This window comes from Streptomyces sp. NPDC051219, from assembly GCF_040682335.1.
Taxonomy (GTDB): Bacteria; Actinomycetota; Actinomycetes; order Streptomycetales; family Streptomycetaceae; genus Streptomyces.
The window spans coordinates 1-20,606 of the sequence record NZ_JBFBAS010000019.1 but is presented as its reverse complement, the minus strand read 5'-3'; the positions used below and the strand labels follow the sequence as shown (position 1 = coordinate 20,606).

19 protein-coding genes and 2 pseudogenes are annotated in these 20,606 nt (G+C 69.6%); 11 read left to right on the top strand and 10 right to left on the bottom strand.

Translation table 11 applies throughout. The features are described 5' to 3' along the window. Window positions 1-20: 20 nt before the first annotated feature. The 5 genes from AB0M62_RS21550 to mce all read right to left on the bottom strand — a co-directional run bounded on the left by AB0M62_RS21550 (window position 21) and on the right by mce (window position 7,568). On the bottom strand, window positions 21-800 hold the full coding sequence (locus AB0M62_RS21550) for an ABC transporter permease (RefSeq protein WP_366075880.1): 780 nt from the start codon (window positions 798-800) through the stop codon (window positions 21-23). Between the two features lie 4 nt (window positions 801-804). Then, window positions 805-1,791, bottom strand: coding sequence for an ATP-binding cassette domain-containing protein (locus tag AB0M62_RS21545; RefSeq protein ID WP_366075878.1), 987 nt, complete (start codon window positions 1,789-1,791; stop codon window positions 805-807). Window positions 1,792-1,867: 76 nt separating this feature from the next. Next, window positions 1,868-2,806, bottom strand: a complete 939-nt coding sequence (locus AB0M62_RS21540) for a cellulose-binding protein (RefSeq protein WP_366075877.1) — start codon at window positions 2,804-2,806, stop codon at window positions 1,868-1,870. A gap of 183 nt (window positions 2,807-2,989) precedes the next feature. Continuing rightward, window positions 2,990-6,955, bottom strand: coding sequence for a polarized growth protein Scy (gene scy, locus AB0M62_RS21535; RefSeq protein ID WP_366075876.1), 3,966 nt, complete (start codon window positions 6,953-6,955; stop codon window positions 2,990-2,992). Window positions 6,956-7,139: 184 nt separating this feature from the next. Next, complete coding sequence (mce, locus tag AB0M62_RS21530; protein WP_366075875.1) at window positions 7,140-7,568, bottom strand: methylmalonyl-CoA epimerase; 429 nt, start codon at window positions 7,566-7,568, stop codon at window positions 7,140-7,142. A gap of 148 nt (window positions 7,569-7,716) precedes the next feature. Between mce and AB0M62_RS21525 the strand changes: the two genes are divergently transcribed. Both AB0M62_RS21525 and meaB read left to right on the top strand, forming a co-directional pair. Then, window positions 7,717-8,913: an acetyl-CoA C-acetyltransferase gene (locus tag AB0M62_RS21525; protein WP_366075874.1), complete on the top strand. Its 1,197-nt coding sequence runs from the start codon at window positions 7,717-7,719 to the stop codon at window positions 8,911-8,913. Between the two features lie 59 nt (window positions 8,914-8,972). Beyond that, a complete protein-coding gene (gene meaB, locus AB0M62_RS21520) occupies window positions 8,973-9,932 on the top strand; it encodes a methylmalonyl Co-A mutase-associated GTPase MeaB (RefSeq protein ID WP_366075873.1) in 960 nt (319 codons plus the stop codon). A 274-nt stretch (window positions 9,933-10,206) separates the two neighbouring features. Here the strand turns inward: meaB and AB0M62_RS21515 are convergent, their stop codons facing one another. The 4 genes from AB0M62_RS21515 to AB0M62_RS21500 all read right to left on the bottom strand — a co-directional run bounded on the left by AB0M62_RS21515 (window position 10,207) and on the right by AB0M62_RS21500 (window position 12,858). Next, entirely contained in the window at window positions 10,207-10,683 is a 477-nt protein-coding gene (locus AB0M62_RS21515) for a MarR family transcriptional regulator (RefSeq protein ID WP_366075872.1), read from the bottom strand. 116 nt (window positions 10,684-10,799) lie between these two features. Next, window positions 10,800-11,573, bottom strand: coding sequence for an AIM24 family protein (locus AB0M62_RS21510; RefSeq protein ID WP_366075871.1), 774 nt, complete (start codon window positions 11,571-11,573; stop codon window positions 10,800-10,802). Beyond that, window positions 11,570-12,220 carry an AIM24 family protein gene (locus AB0M62_RS21505; protein WP_366075870.1) on the bottom strand — a complete coding sequence of 217 codons (651 nt, stop codon included), beginning with the start codon at window positions 12,218-12,220 and terminating at the stop codon, window positions 11,570-11,572. The genes AB0M62_RS21510 and AB0M62_RS21505 overlap by 4 nt, the downstream gene beginning before the upstream one ends. After that, window positions 12,220-12,858: an AIM24 family protein gene (locus tag AB0M62_RS21500; RefSeq protein WP_366075868.1), complete on the bottom strand. Its 639-nt coding sequence runs from the start codon at window positions 12,856-12,858 to the stop codon at window positions 12,220-12,222. The genes AB0M62_RS21505 and AB0M62_RS21500 overlap by 1 nt, the downstream gene beginning before the upstream one ends. Before the next feature lie 176 nt (window positions 12,859-13,034). On the opposite strand from AB0M62_RS21500, the gene AB0M62_RS21495 reads away from it, so the two are divergent. From AB0M62_RS21495 to AB0M62_RS21465, 7 genes and pseudogenes are all read left to right on the top strand, one after another. Then, a complete protein-coding gene (locus AB0M62_RS21495) occupies window positions 13,035-13,385 on the top strand; it encodes a DUF3817 domain-containing protein (protein ID WP_366075866.1) in 351 nt (116 codons plus the stop codon). 172 nt (window positions 13,386-13,557) lie between these two features. Continuing rightward, window positions 13,558-13,858 (top strand): annotated as a pseudogene (locus AB0M62_RS21490) (hypothetical protein); the annotation flags it as partial. After that, complete coding sequence (locus tag AB0M62_RS21485; RefSeq protein WP_366075865.1) at window positions 13,857-14,330, top strand: TetR family transcriptional regulator; 474 nt, start codon at window positions 13,857-13,859, stop codon at window positions 14,328-14,330. The pseudogene AB0M62_RS21490 and the gene AB0M62_RS21485, both read left to right, overlap by 2 nt. Further along, window positions 14,282-14,589, top strand: a pseudogene (locus AB0M62_RS21480) (hypothetical protein); the annotation flags it as partial. The gene AB0M62_RS21485 and the pseudogene AB0M62_RS21480, both read left to right, overlap by 49 nt. Before the next feature lie 10 nt (window positions 14,590-14,599). Next, window positions 14,600-15,109, top strand: a complete 510-nt coding sequence (locus tag AB0M62_RS21475) for a MarR family transcriptional regulator (protein WP_366075864.1) — start codon at window positions 14,600-14,602, stop codon at window positions 15,107-15,109. A 65-nt stretch (window positions 15,110-15,174) separates the two neighbouring features. Beyond that, window positions 15,175-15,507, top strand: coding sequence for a DUF3817 domain-containing protein (locus AB0M62_RS21470; RefSeq protein WP_366075863.1), 333 nt, complete (start codon window positions 15,175-15,177; stop codon window positions 15,505-15,507). Window positions 15,508-15,581: 74 nt separating this feature from the next. Then, on the top strand, window positions 15,582-17,282 hold the full coding sequence (locus AB0M62_RS21465) for a methylmalonyl-CoA mutase family protein (RefSeq protein WP_366075862.1): 1,701 nt from the start codon (window positions 15,582-15,584) through the stop codon (window positions 17,280-17,282). Window positions 17,283-17,327: 45 nt separating this feature from the next. Here AB0M62_RS21465 and AB0M62_RS21460 read toward each other — a convergent pair whose 3' ends face one another. Then, window positions 17,328-17,957, bottom strand: coding sequence for a TetR/AcrR family transcriptional regulator (locus AB0M62_RS21460; protein ID WP_366075860.1), 630 nt, complete (start codon window positions 17,955-17,957; stop codon window positions 17,328-17,330). 293 nt (window positions 17,958-18,250) lie between these two features. Between AB0M62_RS21460 and AB0M62_RS21455 the strand changes: the two genes are divergently transcribed. Together AB0M62_RS21455 and AB0M62_RS21450 are read left to right on the top strand one after the other, a co-directional pair. Further along, the gene (locus tag AB0M62_RS21455) at window positions 18,251-19,222 is read left to right on the top strand and encodes a tetratricopeptide repeat protein (protein ID WP_366075859.1); all 972 of its coding nucleotides are present in this window, start codon (window positions 18,251-18,253) and stop codon (window positions 19,220-19,222) included. Between the two features lie 626 nt (window positions 19,223-19,848). Further along, entirely contained in the window at window positions 19,849-20,484 is a 636-nt protein-coding gene (locus AB0M62_RS21450) for a DUF6230 family protein (protein ID WP_366075858.1), read from the top strand. Window positions 20,485-20,606 lie beyond the last annotated feature (122 nt).

The following is a 20,606-nucleotide window of genomic DNA, read 5'->3' as shown; positions in this document are numbered from 1 at the left end:
CCAAGTTTTGTGGACGGCCGCTACGCGTCCCGCTTCTTCATCACCACGTAGCCGCCGACCAGAGCCGCGACCACCCAGGCGACCATGATCCCCAGCCCGCCCCACGGCCCGTAGGGCGCCCTCTCGCTGCCCAGGGCGTCCGGCACGACCTGCATGATCTTCGATCCGGCCTGGTCGGGGAAGAAGCGGGCCACGTCCCTGGCACCCGGCACGGCGGAGAGGATCTGCGAGATCAGGAAGAAGAAGGGCATCAGGATGCCCAGCGACAGCATCGAGCTGCGCAGCATGGCGGCGACCCCCATCGAGAAGACCGCGATGAGTGCCATGTAGAGGCCGCCACCGATGACCGCACGCAGTACATGGGGCTCGCCGATGTCCGTACGGTGCTCGCCCAGCAGGGCCTGGCCGAGGAAGAAGGTGAGGAAGCTCGTGGCCAGGCCGACCACCAGCGCGAGCACCGCGGCCACCGCGATCTTGCTGAAGAGGAAGGTGGTCCGCTGGGGCACGGCGGCCAGCGAGGTGCGGATCATGCCGGAGCTGTACTCGGTGCCGACCACCAGCACACCGAAGACGACCATCGCGAGCTGGCCGAGCACCGTACCGGTGAAGCTCATGAACGTCGGGTCGAAGGTGGCCCGCTCGAGTGGGGACAAGTCGTCGAACTGATAATTCGTCAGGGCGCAGAGGACGGCGCTCAGCGCGACGGTGACCAGCAGGGCGCTGATCAGCGTCCAGGTCGTGGAGGAGACCGTACGGATCTTGGTCCACTCCGAGTTGAGGACGGCCGGTACCGATGCCATCGGGTCAGGCTCCCTTCCGGCTCTCGTCCCACCGGGGGCGGTCGGCGCACGCCTGGGCGACCGGAGAACTCGCCCCCTGCTCGCCGGGGGAATGCGCGTGGTACTCCACGGCACCCGCGGTCATCTGCATGAATGCCTCCTCCAGCGAGGCGCGCTGCGGACTCAGTTCGTGCAGCACGATCCGGTGCCGGGCGGCCAGCTCGCCGAGTTGGGCGGCGGTGGCGTCATCGATCTCCAGAGTGCCGTTCGCCGAGTTCACCGTCGCGATACCGGCACCCGCGAGAACGTCTTTGAGGCGTTCCTGCTCGGGTGAGCGCAGGCGTACGTAACTGCGTGAGTTCTGCTGGATGAAATCCGCCATCGCCGTGTCGGCGAGGAGCCGGCCCTGGCCGATGACGATCAAGTGGTCTGCCGTGAGGGCCATTTCACTCATCAGATGGCTGGAAACGAAGATCGTCCGCCCTTCGGCCGCAAGGCTCTTCATCAGATTGCGGATCCAGTGAATTCCCTCGGGATCCAGGCCGTTGACCGGTTCGTCGAACATCAGGATCTGCGGATCGCCCAGCAGCGCGGCGGCGATTCCAAGGCGCTGGCTCATTCCGAGCGAAAATCCTTTCGACTTCTTTCGGGCCACGGCCGTCAGCCCCACGGTGTCCAGCACCTCGGGCACCCGGCTCAACGGGATCCGGTTCGACTGCGCGAGACACAGCAGGTTGTTGTGCGCGCTGCGGCCGCCGTGCATCGCCTTCGCGTCGAGCAGTGCGCCGACGTACTTCATCGGCTCCTGCAGCTCGCGGTAGTGCCGGCCGTCGATACGAACCGTTCCGCTGGTGGGGATGTCCAGATCGAGCATCATCCGCATGGTGGTCGACTTGCCGGCGCCGTTCGGGCCGAGGAATCCGGTCACCACCCCTGGTCTGACCCGGAAGCTGAGGGAGTCGACCGCGGTCTTGGCACCGAAGCGCTTGGTCAGGGCCTCGAGCTCGATCATGCGGCAACGCTACGGGCGCACAAAGCCCCCCGCCACCGGAGGTGGCAGGGGGCTTCGGTTGCGACAGGGACAGGAACTAGCGGGTCTGCTGCGCCGGGACGCCGCGCGAGATCGGCTCGTCGTCGGCCGGGGAGCCGGCCGCCGCGACAGCCGCACCGGTCAGCGTCGCGAGCATCTCGCGGACGTTTGTCAGCTGGGCGTTGATGGAGTCGCGGCGGTTGGTGAGCGCCGCCAGCTCGCGCTCGGATTCGCTGCGGATCCGGTCGGCCTTGGCGTTCGCGTCGGCCACGATGTCCTCGGCCTGGCGCTGAGCAGTCTCCACCGTCTGGCGGGCACGGCGCTCGGCGTCCGTACGCAGCTTCTCCGCCTCCAGACGGAGCTGCTCGGCGCGGTGCTCGATCTCGGCCAGACGCTTCTCGGCCTTCGCCTGACGCGAGGCGAGGTCCCGCTCGGACTGCTCCCGGCGCTTGGCGAGGTTCGTCTCGAAGTCCGCGGCGGCCTGGGCGGCCTTGGCGCGGGTCTCCTCGAAGAGCGCGTCCGCTTCCTCACGCTTGGACGCGGCGTCCTTCTGCGCCTCGGTGCGCAGCGTGGACGCGTCGCCCTTCGCCTTCTCGACGATCCGGACGCCCTCGTCCTCGGCCTTGGACTTCCGCTCGGCGGCGAAGGACTCGGCGTCGTTGCGCACCTGCTGGGCTGCCGACTCGGCCAGCTCACGGTGCTGCTCGGCGGCACGACGGGCCTCCTCGCGCAGGTCCTTCGCCTCCTCCTCGGCGAGGCGGAGGATCTTCTCGACACGCGCGCCGAGCCCGGCGTACGACGGCTCGGCGTCGTTGACCTGGGCCTGGGCGTTCTGCGTCTCGAGGTGCAGCTCCTCGATGCGCTTTTCCAGAGAGGTGATGCGGGACAGGGCGCTGTCACGGTCGGCGACGAGCTTGGTAATGCGGTCATCCACCTGACCGCGGTCGTAACCACGCCGCACGAGCTCGAAGCCGAAGGGGGAGGAAGTGTCGCTCATGGGGTTCCTGTCGAATGAGACCGGTGAGGTGATAGGGGGAATCCTAGGGGCCTGAGCGGCGTGTCATCGAGCCAATGCCCGTTTGATCTGGAGAATGAGACTCCTTTTGGGTGGCGAACGGCCGGAGTGCTTGCCACTCGTAAGGATGAATGTCTGTGCCGAGCACACGAGACGCCCCGCTGACTAGCCCTCGGACGTCTTGCCACTCGAACGAGTTGCCCCCGCTGCCGCACCTGCCTTGACACCGTCTTTCGTGCCTCCCGCAGGCGTCTCGAATGACTCCAACGCCTCAAGTACGTCCTGGACACGGGAAATCTCGGCCTGAATGTCCTCCCTGCGGCGTACCAGCACGTCGAGTTCGCGCTTACCCTCGTCGACCGTGCGCTTCGCCTCGGCCTCGGCCTCGCGGTGCAGCCGCTCGGCCTCCCGTACCAGCTCGGCCTTCTTCTGCTCCGCCTCCTTGAGCAGTGCCTCAGCCTTCTTCACTGCGGCGATACGGACCTTGCTCGCCTCGCTGCTCGCTTCGGAGAGCAGTTGTTTGGCCTTCGCCTCGGCCTCGGCCCGCTGTTCGGTCGCGGCCTTCACCAGCTTGTCGACGCGCTCGCCCGCGGATTTCATCTGCTCGGCGGACTCACGGCGGGCGCGGTCGTGCAGCTCCTCGATCTCCCCCTCGATACGGGTACGTAGCTCCTCCGCCCGCTCTCGGATCGCGGTGGCGTCACGACGGGCGCCGACCAGCAGCTCGTCGGCGTCCGTGCGGGCCTTCTCCACCAGCGTGTTGCCCTCGACCGTCGCCTCGGAGGTGATCCGCACCGCCTCCTTGCGGGCCGCGCCCACCATGGTGTCGGCCTGCTCCTCCGCGGCGGTCGCCACGGCGTGCGCGGCCTGCTGGGCGTCGGAGGTGAGCTTCTCCGCCTCCGACGCGGCCTCGCTGACCAGCCGGTCGACCTGCTCTGCCGCCTCCGAGCGCCGCTTGTTCGCCTCCTGCCGGGCCTCGTCCAGTGTGCGCTCGGCCTCGGCACGCGCCTCGGACCGCAGCCGCTCCGCCTCCGCCGCGGCCTCTGCCTTGATCCGCTCGGACTCCGAACGGGTCCGGGCGGCATGCTCCTGGGCGGAGCCCACGGTCTCGGCCGCCTCGGCGCGCAGCCGCTCCGCGTCGTTCCTGGCCTCGTCGAGCGTGCGCGCGGCCGTGGCCCGGGTCTCGGCTTCGAGCTTCTCGGCCTCCGTCACGGCCTCGGTGACCAGCCGGTCGGCCTGCTCGGCGGCGTCACTGCGGCGCTTGTCGGCTGCCTCGCGGGCCTCGTCGAGTGTGGCGGCCGCGTCGCGTTCGGCGCCGGCCAGGACCGCGGCGGCCCCGGCGGTGAGCCGCTCGGCCTCCGTCACGGCCTCGGTCACCAGCCGGTCGGCCTGGCTCGCGGCCTCCGAACGGATGCGGTTGGCGTCCTCGCGAGCCTCCGCACGGGCCCGGGAGGCATCCCGCTCCGACGCGGCCAGCGCGTCCGAGGCCTCGGTACGCATCCGCTGGGCGTGATCCGCGGAGTCCGCCCGCAACCGATCGGCCTCGGCGATCGCCTCCGAAACGGTGCGCTCCGCGAGGGCCTTGGCGGCGTCCGTCTCCTCCCGTGCCTCGCGCCGGAGGCGTCCCGCGTCCTCACTGGCGCGCTCGCGCTCGGCGTAGGCGTCGGCGCGGACCCGGTCCGCCTCCTCCTGCGCCTCGGTCTTCGTACGCTCCGCCACATGCTCGGCGGCGCTGCGCAGTCCGGCGATCTCCTGCTCGGCCTGGTCCTGAAGGCCGGTGACGGAGTCCCGAACCGCCTGCGCGGTCTGCTCGGCGGCGCCCACCATCTCGGTCGCACGCCTGTCGGCCTCCTCGACCAGCCGCTGCGCCTCGGTCTGCGCCTCCGAGACCCGGTTGCGGGCGGAAGCCAGCAGCTCCTCGCTCTGCTCGCGGGCCTGCGTACGCTCCTGCTCGGCCTCTTCGCGGGCGGCGTACAGCGTCTCCTCGGCCTCGCGGCGGCGGCGGGCCGCCTCCTCCTGGGCGGCGGCCAGCGTCTCGGCTGCCTCGGAGGCCAGCCGCTCCGCGGCCGTCCGCGCCTCCGCTCGTACCCGGTCGGCCGTCTCCTGGGCCTCGGTACGCAGCCGCTCCGCCTCGGCGGCAGCCTCGCTGCGCAGCCGTACCGCGACGGACTCGCCCTCGGCGCGCGACCGCGAGGCATCGGCCGCTGCCTCGGTACGCAGCCGCTCCGCCTCCGCCTCGGCCTGTGCCTGAAGCGTGCGGATACGCTCAGCGGCCTCGGCGCGCAGCCGCTCGGCCTCCTCCGCCGCCTCACGGCGGATCCGCTCGGCCTCGTCGCGAGCCTCGCTCAGCGCCCGCTCGGCGGTCTCGACCCGCTGCTCGGCCTCGGTGTGCAGCCGAATGAGCTCCTCGGCGGCCTCGGCATGGCGGGCGGCCACCGCCCGCTCGGTCTCCTCGCGGCGCTCGCGGGCGGCTTCCTCCGCCTCGGCGCGGGTGCGCTCCGACTGCTCCTCGGCCTCGCCCCGCAGCCGGTCTGCCTCGGCGCGGGTGCGCTCGAGCGTGTCCTCGGCCTGCTTGCGCAGGGTCGTCGCGCGCTCGATCGCCTCCGTGCGGACGCGCTCGCTCTCGGCGGTGGCACCGCCGCGCAGTTCGTCGGCGTCGGCCTTCGCCTTGGTCAGCAGCTCCTCGGCGGTCTTGGCCGCTTCCTCGATCTGCTGAACGGCCTCCCGGCGGGCCTCGCCGCGGATCCGCTCACCCTCGGCGACCGCCTCGGCACGCAGGTGCTCGGCCTCGCCTCGCAGCCGGCGCGCCTCCTCCTGCAGCTCGACCGTCTTGGCCCGGTACTCCTTGGTGTCGTCCTTGGCCGCGCCCTTGAGCTGGTCGGCCTGCTCGGCCGCCTCGCCGCGCAGCCGGTCCGCCTCGGCCTCGGCCTCGCGCCGGATCCGCTCGGCCTCCTCGCCGGCCGCGCGCGTGGTCGCCCTGGCGTCCTCGGACGCCTTGTTGAGCACCTCTTCGGCGGTACGGGCCGCCTTGGCGAGCTGCGCCGCGGTGTCCTCGGCGGCGGACGTTCGTGCCTTGTCGCCGGCCTCCGCCACCAGCCGCTCGGCCTGGGCGCGCGCATCGGCGACGGCCTGCTCGGCCTCGGCCTTGAGTGCTTCGGCCTCCTTGGTGGCCTCGCCGACCAGCCGGGCGATCTCGGCCTTGGCGGTACGGGTGCGCTGCTCGTTGACCGACTCCGCCGACGTCAGCTGCTTGGCGGCGGTCTCCTTGGCCTCGGCGAGCAGCTTCTCCGCTTCGGCGCGCGCCTCGCGCAGCGCGGTCTCCGCCTCCTGGATCCGCTGCTCGGCGGACCGGCTCAGCTCGGAGGCCTGCCGGCGGGCCTGTTCAGACTCGCTGACTGTGGAGGTGCGCAGCTGTTCCGCGTGGTCGGTGGCCTCCTGCGCCTGCGTGGAGGCGGCGTTCAGCAGGCGCTCGGCGTCCTTGCGGGCGCGCAGAAGAGTTGCTTCCGCTTCGGCCCGGGCGGACTCGGCCTCCGAGCCGAGACGCTGACGGGCCTCCTCAGCGAGCCGGGTGGCCTCGGCACGGGCGGCGGCGAGAGCCTGCTCGGCCTCGGCACGGGACTCGTCGAGGAGGCGGCGGGCCTGCGACTCGGTACGGGCGCGGAGCTGCTCGGCCCAGGCGACGTTCTCGTTGACGTGCGCCTCGACGGTCTGCCGGCGCTCCGACAGCTCCTGGTCGAGGCGCTGGCGCCGGCTGACCGCCTCCGCGTGCAGTTCGGCCTGGAGCCTGGCCTGGTGCTCGGCGTGCTCCTGGAGGATCCGCTGGGTCTGCGCCCGGACGTCGCGCAGCTCGCGCTCGGCGTCGTTGCGCAGCTGGTCGGCCTGGATCTGGGCGTTACGGAGCAGCTGTTCGGCCTGGTAGCCGATGTCCGCCGCGTCGTAGGAAGGGCGGGAGGCGAGGTTGCGGCGCGCCTCGTGGAGCTTGGCGCGCAGCACTTCGACCTGGTAGCCGAGGTCCTCGGCGTGCTGGACGGCCTTCTCCCGCTCGGTCTTCAGCCGGTCCATCTCGGCCTCGAACCGCGAGAGGTGGTCGGCCTCAGCCTGGTGGCTCTCCTGGCGTTCGTAGCCCCGCACTGCGCGGTCCCATCCGTCCCCTGGTCGCAAGACTCTCCCAACGGGCTCCGTCCGCCCGCTGAACGGCGCCCCCGGTGAATGGTGTCAGATCAACGCCGGGGCACGGCGCACAGTCCCCGACCCCGACATCAGCACCAACCCCGGCCGAGCCGACCGCCACTCTACCGGCCGGGGAATCCGGGAGTCAGTGCTCCACGTTGGACGTGACGAGTTCGGTCAGGACACCGTGACAGTCCTTGGGGTGCAGGAATGTGATGCGGGAGCCCATCGAACCGATGCGGGGCTCGTCGTACAGAACGCGTACACCCTTCTCGCGGATGGCCTGGGCGTCGCCATCCACATCCGCCGTACCGAAGGCGATGTGGTGGACGCCCTCGCCGTTCTTGGCCAGCCACTTGCCCACTGCCGAGTCGTCCCGGGTCGGCTCGAGAAGTTGCAGGTAGGAGGCGCCTCCGTCGGAAGTCTCATTGATCTTGAGCATGGCTTCGCGCACGCCCTGTTCCTCGTTGATCTCCGTGTGGAAGACCTCGAAGCCGTACGTCGCGCGGTAGAACTCGACAGTTTTGTCGAGGTCGAAACAGGCAATCCCGATGTGGTCGATACGAGTCAGCATGGGTCCAGTGCACCGCTCACACAGGTGGTTACGCAACGTGCGCGCGATCACACCTGTTGCCCGGTGACCCAGGCGAGTACCGCTCAGTACATTGAGGTAAACCCTCGTTCACTCCTCTCATCTGCCTCGCCAAAGGGGACTGTGCCTCATGTCTGGAACGAACAGCACCACTTCCGTGATCGTCGCCGGCGCCCGTACCCCCATGGGTCGGCTGCTCGGCTCCCTCAAGTCCTTCTCCGGTGCCGACCTCGGCGGCTTCGCGATCAAGGCGGCCCTCGACCGTGCCGGGATCGGGGGCGACCAGGTCCAGTACGTGATCATGGGGCAGGTCCTCCAGGCCGGCGCCGGCCAGATCCCCGCCCGTCAGGCCGCCGTCAAGGCGGGCATCCCGATGAACGTCCCCGCGCTGACCATCAACAAGGTCTGTCTCTCCGGGCTCGACGCCATCGCGCTGGCCGACCAGCTGATCCGCGCCGGTGAGTTCGACATCGTGGTCGCGGGCGGCCAGGAGTCCATGACGAACGCCCCCCACCTGCTGCCCAAGTCCCGCGAGGGCTACAAGTACGGCTCGGTCGAGGTGCTCGACGCGATGGCGTACGACGGCCTGACCGACGCCTTCGAGGACATCGCGATGGGCGCGTCGACCGAGAAGCACAACACGCGTCTGGGTATCGAGCGCGCCCCGCAGGACGAGTTCGCCGCCCTGTCCCACCAGCGTGCCGCCGCCGCGCAGAAGAACGGCCTGTTCGAGGCCGAGATCACCCCCGTCGAGATCCCGCAGCGCAAGGGTGAGCCGGTCGTCTTCGCCAAGGACGAGGGCATCCGCGCGGAGACCACCGCCGAATCCCTCGGCAAGCTGCGCCCCGCCTTCGCCAAGGACGGCACGATCACGGCGGGAACCTCCTCGCAGATCTCCGACGGTGCGGCGGCGGTCGTGGTGATGAGCAAGGCGAAGGCCGAGGAGCTCGGACTCGAGTGGATCGCCGAGATCGGCGCGCACGGCAATGTGGCGGGTCCGGACAACTCGCTGCAGTCCCAGCCCTCGAACGCGATCCAGCACGCACTGAAGAAGGAGGGCCTCGAGGTCGCCGACCTCGACCTCATCGAGATCAACGAGGCGTTCGCGTCTGTCGCGGTCCAGTCAATGAAGGACCTCGGGGTGTCCCCGGAAAAGGTGAACGTCAACGGTGGTGCGATTGCCCTGGGCCACCCCATCGGCATGTCCGGTGCCCGTGTGGTGCTCCACCTCGCGCTGGAGCTCAAGCGGCGCGGCGGCGGTGTCGGCGCGGCGGCGCTGTGCGGCGGCGGCGGGCAGGGTGACGCGCTGATCGTCCGCGTCCCGTAGTTCTCCACGGCACGGTCACGGTCACTACGTACGTACGAGTAACAAGGAGCGCAGCACGCATGGCGGTGGACGTCCCCCAACTGGTCGCCCAGGCACGTGAGGGCAGGCCCCGGGCCGTGGCCCGGCTGATCTCACTGGTTGAGGGTGCGTCCCCGCAGCTGCGCGAGGTGATGGCCGAGCTGGCGCCGCTCACGGGCGGCGCGTACGTGATCGGCCTGACCGGCTCGCCGGGTGTCGGCAAGTCGACATCTACGTCGGCGCTCGTGTCGGCGTACCGGCGGGCCGGCAAGCGGGTCGGCGTACTGGCCGTCGACCCGTCGTCCCCGTTCTCCGGGGGCGCGCTGCTGGGCGACCGCGTGAGGATGTCGGAGCACGCCTCCGACCCCGGCGTGTACATCCGCTCGATGGCGACCCGGGGTCACCTGGGCGGGCTCGCCTGGGCCGCACCGCAGGCGATCCGGGTCCTCGACGCGGCGGGCTGCGACGTGGTGCTGGTCGAGACGGTGGGTGTCGGGCAGTCCGAGGTGGAGATCGCCTCCCAGGCCGACACCTCGGTGGTGCTGCTGGCGCCCGGAATGGGCGACGGAATCCAGGCGGCGAAGGCGGGCATCCTGGAGATCGGCGATGTTTACGTGGTGAACAAGGCCGACCGGGACGGCGCCGACGCCACGGCCCGCGAGCTCAACCACATGCTCGGCCTCGGGGAGTCCCGCGGGCCCGGTGACTGGCGGCCGCCGATCGTAAAGACGGTCGCCGCGCGGGGCGAGGGCATCGACGAGGTCGTCGAGGCGCTGGAGAAGCACCGCGCGTGGATGGAGGAGCGGGGCGTACTCACGGAACGGCGGGTGCGGCGCGCCTCCCACGAAGTGGAGACCATCGCGGTCACGGCGCTCCGAGAGCGGATCGGCGATCTGCACGGCGACCGCCGGCTCGGCGCGCTGGCCGAGCGCATCGTGGCCGGCGAACTGGACCCGTACGCCGCCGCCGACCAGCTGGTTGCGGACATCACGGAGGCCTGACCTCGTCGGCAACCGGCTCGACTGCCGCGCGGCGCGGGGCGGCGCGGGCCCCGGAGCGGTCGTGCCGCTCCGGGGCCGCTGGATGTGGAGGGTGCGGTCCACGACACCGTGCGCCTGCGGCAGCTGGCCGCGGGTCTGCTGCTGCCCGCCCGGCACGACGCGGGGAAGCCGGCGGCGGTCCGGGGTGGCGGCGGAGGACGGGTTGGTGGCGAGTTCCGCCTTCCGTCCGTCGGGGCCGACTCCTGAGCCGGCCCCGACGAAGGAGGAACGGCGGTTACGGCTTGCCTCGCCGGCCGCGAAGGTGCTCCGCCACCGGGGTCAGTGACTCGCGTAGATCGGCCAGGGCCTCGGGGGACAGCAGGTCGATGAAATGCCGTCGTACGGACGCCACGTGATGCGGGGCGACCTTCTGCATGGTCTCCATGCCCTGGTCGGTGAGGACGGCGTACAGGCCCCGGCGGTCGGACTCGCAGTTCTCGCGGCGCACCAGACCCACGTTCTCCATGCGGGTGATCTGGTGGGAGAGGCGGCTCTTGGACTGCAGGGTCGCGGTGGCGAGGTCACTCATCCGCATCCGCCGGTCCTCGGACTCCGAGAGGTTGACGAGGATCTCGTAGTCGTTGTTCGTCAGGCCGAACGGCTGCAGGTCCTTCTCCAGCTGGTGCATCAGCAGCCTGCTGACGTCCAGGTGGGTACGCCATGCGCACTGCTCGGCATCGCTCAGCCAGCGGGTGGCCGTCTCGGTCTCCATGTATGGATTCTACCTAAGAAGTTGAAAGCCGGACGAAATCTGAGGGTGTGACGCCGGGCACCGGACAGGACGAACAAGGGCGCAGACGTTCGACGTCACACTCCGCAGACTACCGCTCACAGGCCGAAGCGACGCTGGAGGTCCCCCAGTTGACCGGGAAGGCGGGGGTTGGACCCGTGCTGACCTGCGGCTCCTTGCCCGCCGGGCACACCTGGTTGGCTCGTAACCGCGCCTACCGGCTGTTCGGCCAACAAAAGTTCGGTCGACTGCAGCAGAACCGTGCCGGCTCCGACGAACTCGAACTGGTGCTCCTCGCCCGACGTGCCGCCGATCCCCGTCATGGCCCGCAATCCGCCCATGACGCCCTGCATGTACCCGTGGTCGTAATGGTGGCAGGGCGAAGGGCAGTCCGCCCAGCCCACCAGGGCCTGCGGGTCCACCCGGATCGGCGGCTCCATGAAGACGACCGGGCCGTTGGACGCGGCCACGAACTTCCCCGTGCCGATCAGGGTCAGAAAGCCGGGCACGATCGACTGTTTCAGCGCCAGGGTCGGCTGGTAGGCCAGCAGGCTGCCGGAGCGGATGGTCAGATTGCCGTTGTCCAGGTCGTACGAATTGACGTCGAAGGCGCGGTCCGCGAGCAGCATCTTGCCCGAGCCCTCGGCCACCACCCAGTCGCTCGCGTGCAGCGGCGAGTGGAAGCTGGTGCGCAGCAGCCGGTCGAACCGGCCGTGACCGATACCGTTGAAGTCGATGCGCCCGTAGTAGGCGATCATCTTCCCCTTCTGCAGGAACCACTGACTGCTCTTGAGTTCCACGCAGAACGTGTACGGATTGACGCTGTCGTCCGACGGCAGCGTGTGCGGATCGAACACGACAGGACCAGTCACAGCTTCTCCTCCGAGGCCTGTACGTACACCGCGCCGTTGCCCGACAGCTCCAGCTGGAACGCCTCGCCCGAGCCGCGCCCCACCATGTCGCGCCACCCGAGCGCGGTGGAGAGCTTGTTGCGTACGTCGCCGTGGTGGGCGACATAGGCCTGTGGGTCCACATGCACGGGGCGCTGCGGGGTGATAGGCAGTTCGATCACGCCGCCGTGCGCCATGACGGCGACCGCCCCATGGCCCTTGAGGGTCGTCGTGAACAGTCCCTGACCGGTGACCTGGCCGCGGACCATGCCCATGACGCCCCCCTGGGAGCCCATGAACATCGTGCCCTGCTGAAGTGTGCCGTCGAAGGCGAGCAGCCGGTCCGCCTCGACGAAGAGGGTGTCGCCGGCCAGATTGATCACCTGGATGTGGTGGCCGCCGTGACCGAACATCACGGTGCCGGCCCCCTCGACCGTCATCAGCGGGGTGGCCTCGTTGGCCACCCGTCGTCCGATCATGGACATCACGCCGCCCTGGCCGCCCTGGATGTTCGGCGTGAAGCTGACGTCGCCCTTGTACGCGAGCATGGCGCCGCGCTGGCTGAACATCTTCTGGCCGGGCAGCACCTGTGCCTCGACCATCTTGGAGTTGATCTCGCGGAACGGCATCAGACGTCGCCCCCGATGGTGTTGCGCTCGCTGGGCTGCACGTACACGAGACCCTCGCCCTCGAAGCGGATCTGGAAGGCCTCGCCCGATCCCTCGCCCATGAGGGTGCGGAAGTTCACGCCCGACTGGAAGTGCTGCTGCAGATTGCCGGTGTGCGCGACGTACGCGCCCGGATCCACCTGGAGCGGGTACTGCGCGCTGACGCGCAGCACGACGGCCGGGCCGTCCGACATGATCGCCGCCTGGCCGGTGCCCTCGACGGTGGTGGTGAACAGGCCGTTGCCCGTCGCCCCGCCGCGCAGGCCGGTGAACGTGGTGCCGGTCCGCAGGCCGGCGTCCGTGCACAGCAGATTGCTGGACTCGACGTACAGCTTCTCCCCGTTCAGGCTGACGAGGTTGATCTCGGTGGCACGGTCGGCGAAATAGCAGGTGCCGTGCCCCTTCACCTCCATCATCACCATCTGCTCGCCGGTGAGGCGCCGGGTCACCATGCCGCGGATGCCCTCACCGCCGCCGGACATCTTCTTGAAGGCCATCTGGCCGTCGTAGGCGACCATCGAGCCGTTCTTCGCCTTGACGGCGTCGCCGGTCATGTCGACGGCCAGCACCTTGCTGCCTTGGAGTCTGAACTGAGCCACGGGGTTGAAGATATCCGCCCGAAGCAGGCCCGGACAGGGCCCTTCGGACGAGAGGACCCCTGACGAGGCCCTGAGCGCGGGCCCTGAGCCAAGGGAAGGTAAAGCGGGATGTCAGAATGGGCGCGCTTGTGCATGCATTCACAAGATCACCCCACAACGACGAAGGTGCCTCCCCCGTGGACCTCAAGACCGCCACCGCCCTGCACCGGCTGCGCCTCATCTCCATCCCCGAGGCGCTGTCCTTCCCGGCCCTGCTGATCTTCGGCTCGCTGCTGAGCCGGATCTCGGACATCGACTTCCTGATGATGCCGCTCGGCATCATCCACGGCGTGCTCTTCGTCATCTACGCCGTGCTGCTGCTGGACGTGTGGAACAAGACGAAGTGGCCGCTCAAGCGCGTGGCCTTCTTCTTCCTGCTCGCGCTGCTGCCGTTCGGCGGCCTCTACGGAGACAAGATCCTCAAGCGCTACGAGGCGGACGGTGCCTTCACCGTGCGCGCCTCCAAGGAGGACGCGGCCACGGCCTGACCCGGCCGCCGCCCCACTGACGGCCGTCCGGCCGGCGCCGCTCGGCCGGCGCCGCCGAACCCCCGGCCCGCGAGGCCGGGGGTTTTCGTTGGCCGCAGACTTGAGCGACTGCTCAGAACCCGCTGGCTTCTGGTTGAGCGGTCGCTCAAATACGCCGCTGAGCGGGGTTCGCATGAGGCTGTACATCGAGACGCAGATCCGCGCCGACATCGACCTGATCTGGGAGCGCACCCAGAACCCGTCCCAGCACCAGCGGTGGGACCTGCGATTCACCGAGATCGGCCCCCGAGCCGAGGAGCGAGCCGCAGCACTTTCGGTATGCCACCCGGGTGCTGCCCTTCCTGACCGTCGCCGGCACCGGGGTCTCCGCGGGAGAGAAACTCGGGTCCGGCGGCTCCCGTACCTCCGTCCTGCGGTTCTCCTCTTCCGATCCGCTCTCGCTGATCGAGGAGGGCAGCGGCTACTGGCGCCATGCTGCTCGCCGGGGCGCTGCGTACGCTCGTCGAGCAGGTCATCGCCAAGACCTCGGCGCGCTCCATCGCCGCGACGGCCGGCGTCAACCAGGCCCTCGTCTTCTACCACTTCGGCTCGGTGGCCGCGATCGACTCGCTCGCCGAACTGCCGGCATTCGGGCGGGAGATGCACGAGGAGGAACGGCCCGCCGGTCATGTTGCCGTCCTCGGCCAGCTGTTGGCGGGCGCGCAGTCCCAGCCGCGGCTCGCGTCCGCCACGGCGGCCGGACTCGCCCTGTGGATCGAGGAGATCGAGGCGGTCCTGATCCGCGTGCTCTCCGCGACCCCCCTCGGCGGGTTCGCGGATCCGGCCGGACTCGCCCGCGCCGTCGCCGCCTCGTTCGTCGGGATCGAGCTGTACGAAGGGGTCGACGAGGCCGGGGTCAGTGGTACATGGACGCGCTCCCCGGGGAGCTGCGTGGCCGGGCGATGACCCTGATGACGGCCGGGATGATGACGGTCCAGGGGGTGGGCATGGCGGCGCTGGCCGGCGTCGCCGCGGAGTTCCTGCCGGTGCACGGGGTGGTCGCCGGCTTCGGGGCGCTGGGCACGGTCTGCGTGCTCGTACTCCTGGCGGAGGTCCGCAGGACGCATCCGCGGGACGGTGACGCGGGACGGTGACGCGGGACGGAGGTATGCACGCAGCGACCGAAGGGCGAGACGGGGCTGACCGGCATATGACCGGCCGGTAGTGTCGTGGCCGTGCCGAAGCCGCTCAGCCTTCCCTTCGATCCCATCGCCCGCGCCGATGAACTGTGGCAGCGGCGCTGGGGCCCCGTGCCCTCGATGGCGGCCATCACCTCGATCATGCGGGCGCACCAGATCCTGCTGGCCGAGGTCGACGCGGTCGTGAAGCCGTACGGACTGACCTTCGCGCGGTACGAGGCTCTGGTGCTCCTCACCTTCTCCAAGGCGGGCGAGCTCCCGATGTCGAAGATCGGCGAGCGGCTGATGGTCCACCCGACTTCGGTGACGAACACCGTGGACCGCCTGGTGAGGTCGGGTCTCGTGGCCAGGCGGCCCAACCCGAACGACGGGCGGGGCACGCTCGCGTCCATCACGGAGAAGGGCCGGGAGGTCGTGGAGGCCGCCACCCGCGATCTGATGGCCATGGATTTCGGGCTGGGCGCGTACGACGCGGAGGAGTGCGCGGAGATCTTCGCCATGCTCAGGCCCCTGCGCGTGGCCGCGGCCGACTTCGAGGAGAAGTGACCGGCGGACCCGCGTGAGCGGACCCGCGTAAAGATCGAGCAAATCGGGCGGTTACGCTCGTCCCCATGAAGAAGAGCGTGCTGACCCGGTACCGGGTCATGGCCCTTGTCACCGCAGTCATGCTGCTCGTGCTGTGCACCTGCATGGTGTTCAAGTACGGCTTCGGCAAGGGCGAGGACCTCACGTTCGTGGTCTCCCAGACCCACGGCGTGCTGTACATCATCTACCTGGTCTTCGCCTTCGACCTGGGCTCCAAGGCCAAGTGGTCGTTCCGCAAGCTGCTCTGGGTGCTGGTCTCGGGAACGATTCCCACCGCCGCCTTCTTCGTGGAGCGCAAGGTCGTCCGGGAGATCGAACCGCTGGTCACGGGCGGCGCCCCGGCGGTCGCCAAGGCGTAACAGTTTCCGCCGGATGCCTGGCATCCGGCGGTCTCCCATCGACATTTACTAGGACGTCCTAGTAAATTCGAAGTATGGACGCTGACGCCATTGAGGAAGGCCGCCGACGCTGGCAGGCCCGTTATGACAAGGCCCGCAAGCGGGACGCCGACTTCACCACGCTCTCCGGGGACTCGGTCGAGCCGGTCTACGGGCCCCGGCCCGGAGACACGTACGAGGGCTTCGAGCGAATCGGCTGGCCCGGCGAGTACCCCTTCACCAGGGGGCTGCACGCCACCGGCTACCGCGGCCGCACCTGGACCATCCGGCAGTTCGCCGGCTTCGGCAACGCCGAGCAGACCAACGAGCGCTACAAGATGATCCTGGCCGCCGGCGGCGGCGGCCTCTCCGTCGCCTTCGACATGCCGACCCTCATGGGCCGCGACTCGGACGACCCGCGCTCGCTCGGCGAGGTGGGGCACTGCGGTGTCGCCATCGACTCCGCCGCCGACATGGAAATCCTGTTCAAGGACATCCCGCTGGGGGACGTCACCACCTCCATGACCATCAGCGGTCCGGCCGTCCCGGTCTTCTGCATGTACCTGGTGGCCGCGGAGCGGCAGGGCGTCGAATCCGCCGTGCTGAACGGCACGCTCCAGACCGACATCTTCAAGGAGTACATCGCGCAGAAGGAGTGGCTCTTCCAGCCCGAGCCGCACCTGCGCCTCATCGGCGACCTGATGGAGCACTGTGCGCAGGGCATCCCCGCGTACAAGCCGCTCTCGGTCTCCGGCTATCACATCCGCGAGGCAGGGGCGACGGCCGCGCAGGAGCTCGCGTACACGTTGGCGGACGGCTTCGGCTATGTCGAACTGGGGCTCTCCCGCGGCCTGGACGTGGACGTGTTCGCACCCGGGCTGTCCTTCTTCTTCGACGCGCACCTGGACTTCTTCGAGGAGATCGCCAAGTTCCGCGCGGCGCGCAGGATCTGGGCGCGCTGGATGAAGGAGGTCTACGGTGCGCAGACCGACAAGGCGCAGTGGCTGCGTTTCCACACCCAGACGGCGGGCGTTTCGCTGACCGCGCAGCAGCCCTACAACAACGTGGTGCGTACGGCCGTGGAGGCCCTGGCGGCGGTCCTCGGCGGTACCAACTCCCTGCACACCAACGCGCTGGACGAGACCCTCGCCCTGCCGAGCGAGCAGGCCGCGGAGATCGCGCTGCGCACGCAGCAGGTGCTGATGGAGGAGACCGGAGTCGCCAACGTGGCCGATCCGCTGGGCGGTTCCTGGTTCGTCGAGCAGCTGACGGACCGGATCGAGGCGGACGCCGAGAAGATCTTCGACCAGATCAGGGAGCGCGGCCTACGGGCGCACCCCGACGGGCAGCACCCGATCGGTCCGATCACCTCCGGGATCCTGCGCGGTATCGAGGACGGCTGGTTCACCGGGGAGATCGCCGAGTCGGCCTTCCAGTACCAGCGTTCGCTGGAGAAGGGCGACAAGCGGGTCGTGGGTGTCAACGTGCACCACGGCTCGGTGACCGGTGACCTGGAGATCCTGCGCGTCAGCCACGAGGTGGAGCGCGAGCAGGTGAGGGTCCTGGGCGCCCGGCGGGCGGCCCGGGACGACGCGAAGGTGAAGTCGGCGCTGGACGCGATGCTGGCCGCCGCGCGCGACGGCTCGAACATGATCGTGCCCATGCTGGACGCGGTGCGGGCGGAAGCGACGCTGGGCGAGATCTGCGACGTACTGCGCGACGAGTGGGGCACGTACACCGAGCCGCCCGGCTTCTGATCCGTGGGCGTGAGCGGGGGGCCGGGCTGTTCTGCCCGGCCCCTGTCAGCTCTGTGCCGCCACCGCCCGTAGGCCCGCCACCAGCAGTGTGGTGAAGGTGCGGGCCCAGTCGGGGTCCACCGGCTCCGCGCTCACCAGCGAGCGGTGCACGACCGCGCCGGCGATCACATCGAAGATCAGGTCCGCGCTGCGGGCCGCCGCCACGGGGTCTTCCTCGTAGGGCAGTTCGCCGCGGGCCTGAGCGCGTTCCCGGCCCTCCAGCACGAGTCGTTTCTGCCGGTCCACGATGGCCGAGCGGATCCTCGCCCGCAGCGCGTCGTCCCGTGTGGACTCCGCGACCACCGCCATCAGGGACGACTTCGTCTCCGGCCGTTCCAGCAGCGCGGCGAACTGCAGGACGACGCCCTCGATGTCGGCTTCCAGGGTTCCCCGGTCGGGGAGTTCGATCTCGTCGAAGAGGACCGCGACGGCGTCCACGACGAGCTCGTTCTTGCCGGCCCAGCGGCGGTAGAGCGTGGTCTTGGCGACTCCCGCCCGGGCGGACACGTCGCTCATCGTGAGCTTGCTCCAGCCCAGTTCGACCAGCGCTTCGCGCGTGGCGCGCAGGATCGCCGCGTCCGCCTCGGCGCTGCGGGGGCGGCCGGCACGGGCCGCGCCTGTCGTTCTGGAACACATGGCGGTGACCATACCCGCGAGTAAGGAAGAAGCCGACGGGCCCCATGTGTGGGGCAGATCACCGCCCAGAGCCGGCCGCGAACAGTTACGCTACGGGTCGTAGCGTAAAGAGTGACAACCACTGGCGCCCGGGTGGGGACCCAGCGCCGAACTCCGTTCCCCTTGGGAACACCGGGCTGCGTCCCGTTCGTTGGCCCCGCACACCGGCGGGGGACTGCGGACGGGCGTGGTTCATGTACGGACAGTTTCGCCGGTCTTTTCGTCTGCGCGCGCGGAAGGGGGAGGATGTACGTATGCAGCCTAGGAACATGTCCATGAGCGGCGTCGTCGACCTCGCCGCGGTGAAGGCAGCCGGCGAAGCCCGGCAGAAGGCGGAGCAGGCGCGCGCGGAGGCCGCCAGGCAGGGCGGCGGCGGTGCCGTTTCTCCCGCCGGTCTGGTGATCGACGTCGACGAAGCCGGCTTCGAGCGCGACGTTCTCCAGCGGTCCGTCGAGGTCCCGGTCGTCATCGACTTCTGGGCCGAGTGGTGCGAGCCGTGCAAACAGCTCACTCCGCTGCTGGAGCGGCTGGCCGTGGAGGCCAACGGCCGCTTCATTCTGGCCAAGGTCGACGTCGACGCCAATCAGATGCTGATGCAGCAGTTCGGGATCCAGGGCATCCCGGCGGTCTTCGCGGTGGTGGCGGGGCAGGCGCTGCCGCTCTTCCAGGGCGCGGCCCCCGAGCAGCAGATCCGGGAGACGCTGGCCCAGTTGGTCCAGGTCTCCGAGGAGCGCTTCGGGCTGACCGGGATCGCCGTCGATCCCGATGCCCAGGGTGCCCCCGCCGAGGCGGCCGAGGCGCCGCCCGGTCCGCACGACGCCCTCCTCGAAGCGGCCGCCCAGGCGCTGGACGCCAACGACTTCGGCGGCGCCGTCCAGGCGTACAAGAACGTCCTTGCCGACGACCCGTCGAACGAGGAGGCCAAGCTGGGCCTGGCTCAGGCCGAACTCCTCGCCCGGGTGCAGGGCGTGGACCCGCAGCAGGTGCGCAAGGACGCGGCCGGGAATCCGGACGACGTGCAGGCGCAGATCGCGGCGGCCGATCTGGACCTGGTCGGCGGCCATGTGGAGGACGCGTTCGGGCGTCTGGTCGAGACGGTGCGGCGCACCGCGGGAGCGGACCGGGAGGCCGCACGGGTGCGGCTGCTGGAGCTCTTCGAGGTCGTCGGTGCCGATGATCCGCGGGTGACGACAGCGCGCAGCGCGCTGGCGAGGGTGCTCTTCTGACGGGCTCGGAACCGTTGTCCCGCCCCTTCTCCGACCAGTCGCTAAACCTGCGAGGCCTTTGAGGCTGAGCACGGGATTTGGCGACACGGCGACATCCGGCGGCCGCGCTTTACCAAAACTTGGTAATCGCGGCCGCTGTTACTCGCAGTAAATCGAAGCCCCGATTCTGTCCGGTTTAAGTCCTCGATAAACCCTTTGTCACGTCACTCGACGGCACCCAGCGCGACCGCCCGATACCGGGCGGTCGCGCTTCGGTTATCGGGCCGTTACTAGCGAGTAACGAACCCTCTTGTGCCCCGGCCGCGAATGGACCACGATCGGCCACGCTCGGTCCAATTCCGCAGCCCGACACCCACTCGGGGCCGCGGCTTACTTGGGTCCCCACCGAGCCGGCCGGTGGCAGTGGCACCGGCCGTGGACAGGGGGGTCCTTGCCGTCCGGCAGGGCCTGTCCGGAGGTTGCGCGAATGCGTGGCCAGTGGTTGTCGCTCGGGGGTGATCGCCGGTGAAACGGATGCGGTTCGCGCCTCCGACGCAGGCGCTCTCCTTCCCGAGGACGTAGCACTTCTCCCATCCCAGGACGGGTCACGACCCGTACCGGAGATGTACGTCCGAGAAGGAGGAAACATGCAGTCCCTTATTCGTGGCGGGACCAGATGGCGCCGGTTCGCCGTCGTCATGGTGCCCAGCGTGGCCGCTACGGCCGCAATCGGTGTGGCGATGGCGCAGGGTGCGCTCGCCGCGTCGTTCAGCGTCTCCGGGCAGAGCTTCAAGGTGAAGGCCGACCGGCTGGTCGGACACGACTTCGTCCAGTACGGAAGTCTGGCCGAGGGGCACGACCTCAAGGGCAACAAGACCCTGCACCCGGTTGCCGTGTCCGGCTTCGGCAAGGCCACGATCACCAACATGTGCCAGTCGGTCGTCACGCCTGACGTGCCGATCTTCGGCAGTGTCAGCCTCGAGCTGCGCGCGGGCCAGGACGCCAAGAACCCGGTCGAGGCGACGAACATCTACCTCGATGTCGCCCAGCTCGACGCCAACGCCGAGTTCAAGAACATCGACATCGGCGTCGCGGCCGGCGACAAGAGCAACAAGACGGGCATCCAGCCCGGCACGAAGGCCAACCCGTACGGCTTCGCGCAGCGCGCGGACCTGGCGATCCTGACCGACGTGAAGCAGACGGCGTGGGCCACCACCGCCGGCACGTTCAAGCTCAGCGGGCTGAGCCTGAAGCTGCACAAGGGCGTCAAGGAGTGCTACTAGGCACTCGCCCGGGCGGGCGGGGAGCGTAACGCTGGGGGGGGGGGGGGCGCCCCCCCGCGGATTTGAAATAAAAACCCGACAGCGGGAGGGGTTTTTTGAGATTGGGCGGAGACCCGCGCGGG

What these genes read in the sequence shown, in the direction of transcription:
- AB0M62_RS21485 (WP_366075865.1), top strand. Translation starts at nt 13,857, where the DNA reads ATGCTGCTCGCCGGGGCGCTGCGTACGCTCGTCGAGCAGGTCATCGCC.
- AB0M62_RS21505 (WP_366075870.1), bottom strand. Translation starts at nt 12,220, where the DNA reads ATGCCGTTCCGCGAGATCAACTCCAAGATGGTCGAGGCACAGGTGCTG.
- meaB (WP_366075873.1), top strand. Translation starts at nt 8,973, where the DNA reads ATGGCGGTGGACGTCCCCCAACTGGTCGCCCAGGCACGTGAGGGCAGG.
- AB0M62_RS21465 (WP_366075862.1), top strand. Translation starts at nt 15,582, where the DNA reads ATGGACGCTGACGCCATTGAGGAAGGCCGCCGACGCTGGCAGGCCCGT.
- AB0M62_RS21515 (WP_366075872.1), bottom strand. Translation starts at nt 10,683, where the DNA reads ATGGAGACCGAGACGGCCACCCGCTGGCTGAGCGATGCCGAGCAGTGC.
- AB0M62_RS21540 (WP_366075877.1), bottom strand. Translation starts at nt 2,806, where the DNA reads ATGAGCGACACTTCCTCCCCCTTCGGCTTCGAGCTCGTGCGGCGTGGT.
- AB0M62_RS21460 (WP_366075860.1), bottom strand. Translation starts at nt 17,957, where the DNA reads ATGTGTTCCAGAACGACAGGCGCGGCCCGTGCCGGCCGCCCCCGCAGC.
- AB0M62_RS21545 (WP_366075878.1), bottom strand. Translation starts at nt 1,791, where the DNA reads ATGATCGAGCTCGAGGCCCTGACCAAGCGCTTCGGTGCCAAGACCGCG.
- AB0M62_RS21450 (WP_366075858.1), top strand. Translation starts at nt 19,849, where the DNA reads ATGCAGTCCCTTATTCGTGGCGGGACCAGATGGCGCCGGTTCGCCGTC.
- AB0M62_RS21455 (WP_366075859.1), top strand. Translation starts at nt 18,251, where the DNA reads ATGCAGCCTAGGAACATGTCCATGAGCGGCGTCGTCGACCTCGCCGCG.
- mce (WP_366075875.1), bottom strand. Translation starts at nt 7,568, where the DNA reads ATGCTGACTCGTATCGACCACATCGGGATTGCCTGTTTCGACCTCGAC.
- AB0M62_RS21470 (WP_366075863.1), top strand. Translation starts at nt 15,175, where the DNA reads ATGAAGAAGAGCGTGCTGACCCGGTACCGGGTCATGGCCCTTGTCACC.
- AB0M62_RS21550 (WP_366075880.1), bottom strand. Translation starts at nt 800, where the DNA reads ATGGCATCGGTACCGGCCGTCCTCAACTCGGAGTGGACCAAGATCCGT.
- AB0M62_RS21525 (WP_366075874.1), top strand. Translation starts at nt 7,717, where the DNA reads ATGTCTGGAACGAACAGCACCACTTCCGTGATCGTCGCCGGCGCCCGT.